This window comes from Actinokineospora sp. (assembly GCF_050699995.1).
Classification (GTDB): Bacteria; Actinomycetota; Actinomycetes; order Mycobacteriales; family Pseudonocardiaceae; genus Actinokineospora.
The window spans coordinates 1-7,152 of record NZ_JBOHGC010000276.1 but is presented as its reverse complement, the minus strand read 5'-3'; the positions used below and the strand labels follow the sequence as shown (position 1 = coordinate 7,152).

Here is a 7,152-nt window from a genome sequence, read left to right as displayed (position 1 = left end):
GTCTCGAAGTGCGGGTGTGTGCCCGCACTTCGAGACAGGCGCTATCGCGCGCTGCCCGGCCCTCCGCCCGCAGGACCCGAGGGCCGGGCGGTGCGTTTCCCGAATGGTCGGGCCGCCGACTGTCCTGGGCCGGATGGCCGTAACGCAACAGCACCGGCGTCGTTGAATGACACACGGGCGGCGAACCACGCAGGTCCGTGCCGCGCTCGAGGGTCCGCGGCGTCACCTGACCCGTGTTGCGGAGGAGCTCCCCTGTGATCCGTCGCTCGTCCAGATTCCAGCGGATGTCGGTGCTCGCGGTCGCCGCGGCCGCCGTCGCGTTCACCGTCGCGCCCGCCGGGGCCGACAACACCGCGTTCCCCGTCCAGCTGGTCACCGTCGACACCCCGACCCGCGCCCACAAGACGCTCCTCACCCGACTCGGGCTCGACCTGACCGAGCACGCGGGCCACAACTACGTCGAGGTCGTGCTGCACACCGTCGCCGACGCCGACGCCCTGCGGCGGGCCGGGCTGACCTGGCAGGTGCGCATCCCCGACATGGTCGCCCGAGAGGCCCAGGTCAACGCGGCGAACCAGGCCTACGCCGACGTCACCGCCGTGTCCCCGCTGCCCAGCGGCCGCGACACCTACCGCACGCTCGCCGAGTACAGCAGCGACATGGCCGCCCTGGTCACAATGCGGCCGGACCTCGTCAAGTCCTTCGACCTGCCGCACAAGTCCCTCGACGGGAACACCGTGCGGGGCATCGAGATCGGCCGCGACGTGCGCGCCGCCGAGGACGGCAGGCCGGTCTTCGCGATCATGGGCGTGCACCACGCCCGCGAGTGGCCCTCGGGCGAGCACACGATCGAGTTCGCCTACGACCTGGTGAAGAACTATGGCCAGGACTCCCGTATCACCGCCCTGCTGGACAAGGCACGGGTGCTCGTCGTTCCCGTGGTCAACGTCGACGGGTTCGACCGCTCCCGCACCGACGGCGCCCTCATCGACCTGCGCGAGACCGACAACGGCGGCACCGCCACCATCCTCGGCACCCCGGGCAACGCGTACAAGCGCAAGAACTGCCGCGTGATCGACGGCGTCGACACGCCCGACGGCACCTGCGCGCTCGCGGGCGCCACCAGCCCGGGCGGCTTCGGCATCGGCGTCGACCCCAACCGCAACTATGGCGGCTTCTGGGGCGGCCCGGGCGCGTCGGACCTGTTCGCCGACCCGACCTACCGGGGCGCGGGCCCGTTCAGCGAGCCGGAGACGCAGAACATCCGCGAGCTGGTCAGCGGCCGCCACGTGACGACCCTGATCACCAACCACACGTTCTCCAACCTGGTCCTGCGACCCAACGGCGTGCACCCCGACACCATCGGACCCGGCGGCCTGCCGGTCGGCGACGCGCCCGACGAGGCGGCGCTCAAGGCGCTCGGCGCGAACATGTCCGCGCAGAACGGGTACAAGAACCAGCACGGCTGGGAGCTCTACGACACCACGGGCACCACGGAGGACTGGTCCTACAACGCCACCGGCGGCTTCGGGTACACCTTCGAGATCGGGCCGGACGAGTTCCACCCGCCGTTCCCGAAGGTCATCGACGAGTACCTGGGCGCGGGCGCGTACGCGGGCAAGGGCAACCGTGAGGCCTACCTGGTCGCGCTCACCAACACGGTCGACACCGCGACCCACTCCGTCATCGCCGGTAAGGCCCCCGCGGGCGCCACGCTGCGCCTGCGCAAGGAGTTCGCGACCCCGACCTGGTCGGGTCACATCCCGGACCGGTTGAACACGTCGATGGTGGTGGGCCCGGACGGCCGCTACACCTGGCACGTCAACCCGTCGACCCGCCCGGTCGTGCAGGCCAGGCAGTACCGCCTGCTCAACTCGACGCCGCTGAAGCAGGAGGTCTTCACCGGCACGACGCTGCCGCTCATGCAGACCGACAAGACGTTCGCGGTCGACCGCGCCGCCGACGCCTTGGAGGTCAAGCTCGACTGGCCCACCCCGGACGACCTCGACCTGACCGTCTTCCTCGTCGGCGCGGACGGGGCCCTGACCCAGGTCGGCCAGTCCGCGGGCTCGGTCGGCGTCAAGGAGCGCGTGCTGCTGACCAACCCGGTCCAGGGGACCTACGTTCTGCGCGTCCTCAACTACGCCTCGATCACCCCCAGCTGGACGATGACCGCGTCGCTGTTCGACGGCGAGGAGCACACGGTGGGCGGCCTGATCGAGAACTGGACGCTGACCTGCGAGAAGAACGGCAAGGTCCTGGAGACCGTGCCGGTGATCGTGGACCGCGGCCAGCAGGTCAAAGCCGACCTGAAGGCGTGCCAGAGCAAGTGGGCGACTTCCTGACCCACTGACCGGCGACAGGGGGCGGGCCGCTCGGCTCGCCCCCTGTCGCGTCCCCTACTACCGTCGAACGGTACGAAACTTCTTGAGGAGGGACGGACATGAGCGGCCGCGTGGTGCATTTCGAGGTCCCGTTCGACGACCAGGACCGGGCCAAGACGTTCTACCAGGAAGCCTTCGGCTGGAAGGTCGAGGAGTTCCCGGGGATGGACTACACAATCGTCTCCTCGGGCCCCACCTCCGACCAGGGCCCGACCGAATCGGGATACATCAATGGAGGCATGGCCCAGCGCGACGCCGAGCGATCGTTCAGGTCGCCGGTGATCGTCATCGACGTCGAGAGCATCGAGGACGCCCTGAAGAAGATCGGCGAGCTGGGCGGCACGACCGTGGTCGACAAGCAGCCGGTCGGCGAGATGGGTTTCGCGGCGTACTTCACCGACCCCGAAGGCAACGTCATGGGTCTGTGGGAGACCGCCAAGTCTTGATCATCGGGTGGCCGCGGCCGGTTCGGTGGCAAGATCGGATGATGGATCCGATCACCGGGAGGCCGCCGTGGCGCAGCTGAGGGCTGAACTGCTCGGCAAGGTCTCCGCCCGGATCACCGAGGTCACGGGCCGGGTGGAGATCGCCGACGCCGTCACGAGGTTCCTCCGCAACACCGCCGAGACGACGGTGTCCGAGCAGCCCGACGGGACCACGTTCGTCATCACCGGCGACATCCCGGCGATGTGGCTGCGCGACTCCGCCGCACAGCTCAAACCGCTGCTCTACCTGCTCGACGACGCCCCCGAGTTGCTCGCTCTGCTCAACGGACTGCTGCTGCGGCACTGGTGCTACATCTCGATCGACCCGTACGCCAACGCGTTCAACCTCGAACCCAACGGCCAGGGCCACCACTCCGACCGCACCCCGATGGACCCCATCGTCTGGGAGCGCAAGTGGGAGATCGACTCGCTGACCTACGGCATCGACTTCGCGTACACGCTGTGGAAGTCCGCGGGCAGCACCGACTGGTGTGAGGCGACGTTCCGGGTCGCCGCCGCCCGGATCGTGCAGACGTTCACCACCGAACAGGACCACGAACACCGGTCGAGCTACACGTTCCGCCGCGGCGGGCGGTTCGCGACCGGCCGCAACACGCTCAACCGGCATGGGAAGGGCCGACTGACCCGGCCCACCGGCATGGTGTGGAGCGCGTTCCGGCCCAGCGACGACGCCTGCGAGGCCGGGTTCAACGTGCCCGGCAACTTCTACGCGGCGCAGGCGATGCGCCAACTCGCCGAGATCGCCCGTGAGCTGCTGCACGACGACAACCTCGCCGCCGACGCCGACCGCCTGCACCGGGAGATGAGCGACGGGCTGGCCGATCACGCCACGGTCGAGGGTCCGGGCGGCACCGAGATCTTCGCCTACGAGGTCGACGGTTTCGGCGGCAGCGCGCTGCTCGACGACGCCAACGTGCCGAGCCTGCTGTCACTGCCGTACCTGGGCTGTGTCGACGTGGACGACGAGGTCTACCAGGCGACGCGGAAGTTCTTGCTCAGCCCGCGCAACCAGTACTACTTCCAAGGCATTGCGGCGAAAGGCATCGGCAGCCCGCACACGCCGCGCCACCACGTGTGGCCGATCGCGTTGGCAGTGCGGGGTTTGACTGCCACGACCGCCGAGGAACAGGCTGACATCATCACGCTGCTACTCGACACCACGGGTGGCACTGGGATGATGCACGAGAGCTTCCACGTCGACGATCCGACGAAGTTCACCCGCGAGTGGTTCTCCTGGGCCAACTCCATGTTCTGCGAGCTCGTGTTGGTCCACTGTGGATACCGCCTCGGCGGCGGCCGCAGCCCCGAGTACCTCCCGCGGGCGTGATCAGCGCTCCGCGTGCGCCTTTACGGCGGCGAGGGTGCGCTCGATGGACTCGACGTTGAAGCCGGGCCGGTCCTGTCGCCCGGTGACCTTGGGCCCGAGGAATCCCCGGATGAACCAGTTGCCCACCCGGTACCAGTTCTCGGTCAGCACGCAGCCGGTGTCGGTCGGCTCGATCACGTAGGACCAGCGGGAGACCCGCACGCCGAACGAGGTGCGCACGTCGAAGGTCAGCAGCCTGCCGGGCACGCACTCGACGACCGTGGCCTGCGTCGACCACTGCTTGGCGCCATTGCGGTTGGTGCCGCGGAACTTGGCGCCCACCGCGGGGCCGGGGCAGTCGACCCAGTACCCGCCGATGTTCTCGGGGCTGAACTCCCCCATCCGGGGCAGATCGCTGACCAGGGACCACACGTCTTCCGCGCCGGCGGCGACGGGCGTGCTGCGCGAGATGGAGGGCTCCACGCCGTTCACCCTGCCCGATCACCGCGGCCCGGCGCATCGCGCATCGTGCGCTACGCGGCGCGCTTGCGTCGGACCACCAGGAGCACTCCGATCGCGACCAGAGCCAGGGCGCCCGCGGCGGCGGGCCACCACTGCGTGTCCGAGTCGATCACGTCGGACTCGGGCCGCACGGCCGTGGCCGTCGACGTCGACGCCGCGGTGGTCGTGGGCGGCGCCACCGTGGTCGTGGTGGGGACGGCGGCGGCACTGAGGGTGAAGGTGAGGCTGTTCGAGATCGCGTCGCCGTCGTGCCCGGTGACCCGGTACGCGACCTTGTAGGCGCCGGGAACGCTCGGCTTGAACGGCACGCTCACCGTCACACCCGCCACCGCCGCGTCACCGGATGCCGACGCCCCATCCGGCCCCGTGACGGTGAGCGTCGCCTGCCCGGGCGTGAGCTCCTCGGTGAAGGTGAGCGTGACCGCCGCGGGCGCCACGTCGAGCACCGAGTCGGCCTTCGGATCGCTGGACTTGAGCGAGTTGTGCGCCAGCGCGGGGGTCGCGGTGGCCACCAGGGTCGCGGCGATGACGCTGAACAGGACGCCGACGACGCGGCTGGTGCGGTGTGCCATGCGTGGAGCCTTCCGAGAAGCGCGGGTGATCGTCAAGCGCGACCTGCCGGTGTCACGCGGGACTGCTATACCCGAGTGGTCGTTCAGGAGGACCCGCCAGTTCCCCGCTGAGGGAGTCGCCGTGCGCACCAGACCGCCGCAGCGGCTGGACACCGGGCGCTACGTCGGCGTCGACCGGTCCGCCACGGCGATCACGGTCGCGACCACCCGCAATCTCGAGTCGGTCGCGGCCGGGACGGCGCGCTTCGTCACCGCCGCGCTCGGCGACCTCGACGCAGGCGAGTTCGATCCGTTCGACACCGTATCGCCATGCGCGGTGCCCTCGTCGACCACCTGACCAGCGCGGGCTTCGCCCCACGGGCTGCCACGGCGGGCCGACTCCTGAGCGTCCCCGACAAGTAGACAGGCAACCATTTGGTTGCCTATCATGGCTCTGTCGTCCACGAAGGGGGCGGTCATGGACGCGGTGTTCAAGGCTCTCGCCGACGCGAACCGCAGGCTGCTGCTCGACCGGCTCAACGCCGACAACGGGCTGAGCCTGCGCGAGCTCAGCGAGGGCCTGGGGATGACCAGGCAGGCGGTCAGCAAGCACCTCGCGGTGCTCGAGGCCGCCTCGCTCGTCAGCACCGTCAAACACGGCCGCGAAAAGCTGCACTACCTGAATCCCGTGCCCATCCACGACATCGCCGACCGGTGGATCGGGAAGTACGAGCGCGACCGGATGGCCGCGCTGTCGCACCTCAAGCACGTCCTGGAAGGACCTCCGATGAGCAAGCCCGAGTTCGTCTACGTCACCTACATCCAGACCACCGCGGAGAAGCTGTACCGCGCGCTCACCGACCCCGAGTTCATCAAGATCTACATGGGCGGCACCGGACCGAAGTCGGACTGGAAGGTCGGCTCGCCGGTCCTGTGGAAGTCCATGCCGGACGACGAGTACGAGGACATGGACCAGCAGGTGCTCGAAGCGGTCCCGGGCAAGCGCCTGGCCTACACCTGGCACAGGCTGCAGCCGATGCACCGCGACCTGTTCGACTCGGATGAGGAGTTCGAGGAGGCCGTCAAGGAGCGCTCGAAGGTCTCCTTCGACATCGAGCCCGCCGAGATCCCGATGATGGGCATGAAGCTCACCATCACCCACGACGGCTTCGACACCCCGGAGAGCAAGATGCTCGAGGGCACCAGCGGCGGCTGGATCATGATCCTCTCGGCGCTGAAGACGTTCCTGGAGGGCGGAAAGCTCGTCGCGGACCAAGAGGACTGAGACAGCCAAGAGGACTGAGACAAACGGAAAAGGCGCCCCCGGGCACAGGGGCGCCCTTTCGTTCGAGACCGACTAGTTGTGCGTCATGTCCGTGCCGTTGTGGGTCATTTCCACCTGGTTGTGCGTCATCTCGGGGTCGTCCGCGTTGGCCGTGCCCGCGATGACAAGTGCCCCCAGGGCGCTCGCCGCCAGCAGCATGAACGCGGCGACCGATCGCCTGATTCGCATGATTCCTCCGTCAGAAGCCAGGATTCTGGACAATTCGTCGGACGTGAACGCTGAGCGCGAAAGGTTGATCGGCGAAGAGCGTGACAGCGGTGATCTACGGGCCGGACAACGCCGAGTGAATCGCCGGCCAATGCCGGGCGGGCGTCTGATGGCCGTCACTTTGGGCCATCCGGCTTAACCGATGCGTACACGGTTGTTCACGGATAGTTCATGTCCCTATCGTTGTCGGATGCACCCGTTCGTCTGAGGTTTCGCACTTTTCGCGGTGACACGGTTGGTTGATCTTTGTGTGACACGGGGCGATGGTGGCGATCATTGCCGGAGATGGGGGAAGCATCGGCGTTCTTCACAACCGCCCGTTGTCCGGGAG

At 68.4% G+C, this 7,152-nt stretch carries 8 protein-coding genes; 5 read left to right on the top strand and 3 right to left on the bottom strand.

Translation table 11 applies throughout. The features are described from left to right. Positions 1 to 254: 254 nt before the first annotated feature. The 3 genes from ACRDSQ_RS14065 to ACRDSQ_RS14055 all read left to right on the top strand — a co-directional run bounded on the left by ACRDSQ_RS14065 (position 255) and on the right by ACRDSQ_RS14055 (position 4,217). Positions 255 to 2,345, top strand: coding sequence for a M14 family zinc carboxypeptidase (locus tag ACRDSQ_RS14065; RefSeq protein WP_431421505.1), 2,091 nt, complete (start codon positions 255 to 257; stop codon positions 2,343 to 2,345). Positions 2,346 to 2,443: 98 nt separating this feature from the next. Next, the gene (locus tag ACRDSQ_RS14060; protein ID WP_431421504.1) at positions 2,444 to 2,830 is read left to right on the top strand and encodes a VOC family protein; all 387 of its coding nucleotides are present in this window, start codon (positions 2,444 to 2,446) and stop codon (positions 2,828 to 2,830) included. Positions 2,831 to 2,897: 67 nt separating this feature from the next. Further along, positions 2,898 to 4,217: a glycoside hydrolase family 125 protein gene (locus tag ACRDSQ_RS14055; protein WP_431421503.1), complete on the top strand. Its 1,320-nt coding sequence runs from the start codon at positions 2,898 to 2,900 to the stop codon at positions 4,215 to 4,217. On the opposite strand, the gene ACRDSQ_RS14050 is transcribed toward ACRDSQ_RS14055, so the two are convergent. Further along, the gene (locus ACRDSQ_RS14050; protein WP_431421501.1) at positions 4,218 to 4,679 is read right to left on the bottom strand and encodes an SRPBCC family protein; all 462 of its coding nucleotides are present in this window, start codon (positions 4,677 to 4,679) and stop codon (positions 4,218 to 4,220) included. Positions 4,680 to 4,729: 50 nt separating this feature from the next. Then, positions 4,730 to 5,290 (bottom strand): copper resistance CopC family protein, encoded by a 561-nt coding sequence (locus ACRDSQ_RS14045; protein WP_431421499.1) that lies wholly within the window; start codon positions 5,288 to 5,290, stop codon positions 4,730 to 4,732. A 121-nt stretch (positions 5,291 to 5,411) separates the two neighbouring features. Here ACRDSQ_RS14045 and ACRDSQ_RS14040 point away from each other — a divergent pair, with 121 nt between their 5' ends. Continuing rightward, on the top strand, positions 5,412 to 5,627 hold the full coding sequence (locus ACRDSQ_RS14040; protein ID WP_431421498.1) for a hypothetical protein: 216 nt from the start codon (positions 5,412 to 5,414) through the stop codon (positions 5,625 to 5,627). A 90-nt stretch (positions 5,628 to 5,717) separates the two neighbouring features. Further along, complete coding sequence (locus ACRDSQ_RS14035; RefSeq protein ID WP_431421497.1) at positions 5,718 to 6,554, top strand: ArsR/SmtB family transcription factor; 837 nt, start codon at positions 5,718 to 5,720, stop codon at positions 6,552 to 6,554. Between the two features lie 72 nt (positions 6,555 to 6,626). Here the strand turns inward: ACRDSQ_RS14035 and ACRDSQ_RS14030 are convergent, their stop codons facing one another. Further along, on the bottom strand, positions 6,627 to 6,782 hold the full coding sequence (locus tag ACRDSQ_RS14030) for a hypothetical protein (protein ID WP_187222896.1): 156 nt from the start codon (positions 6,780 to 6,782) through the stop codon (positions 6,627 to 6,629). Between the last annotated feature and the right edge of the window lie 370 nt (positions 6,783 to 7,152).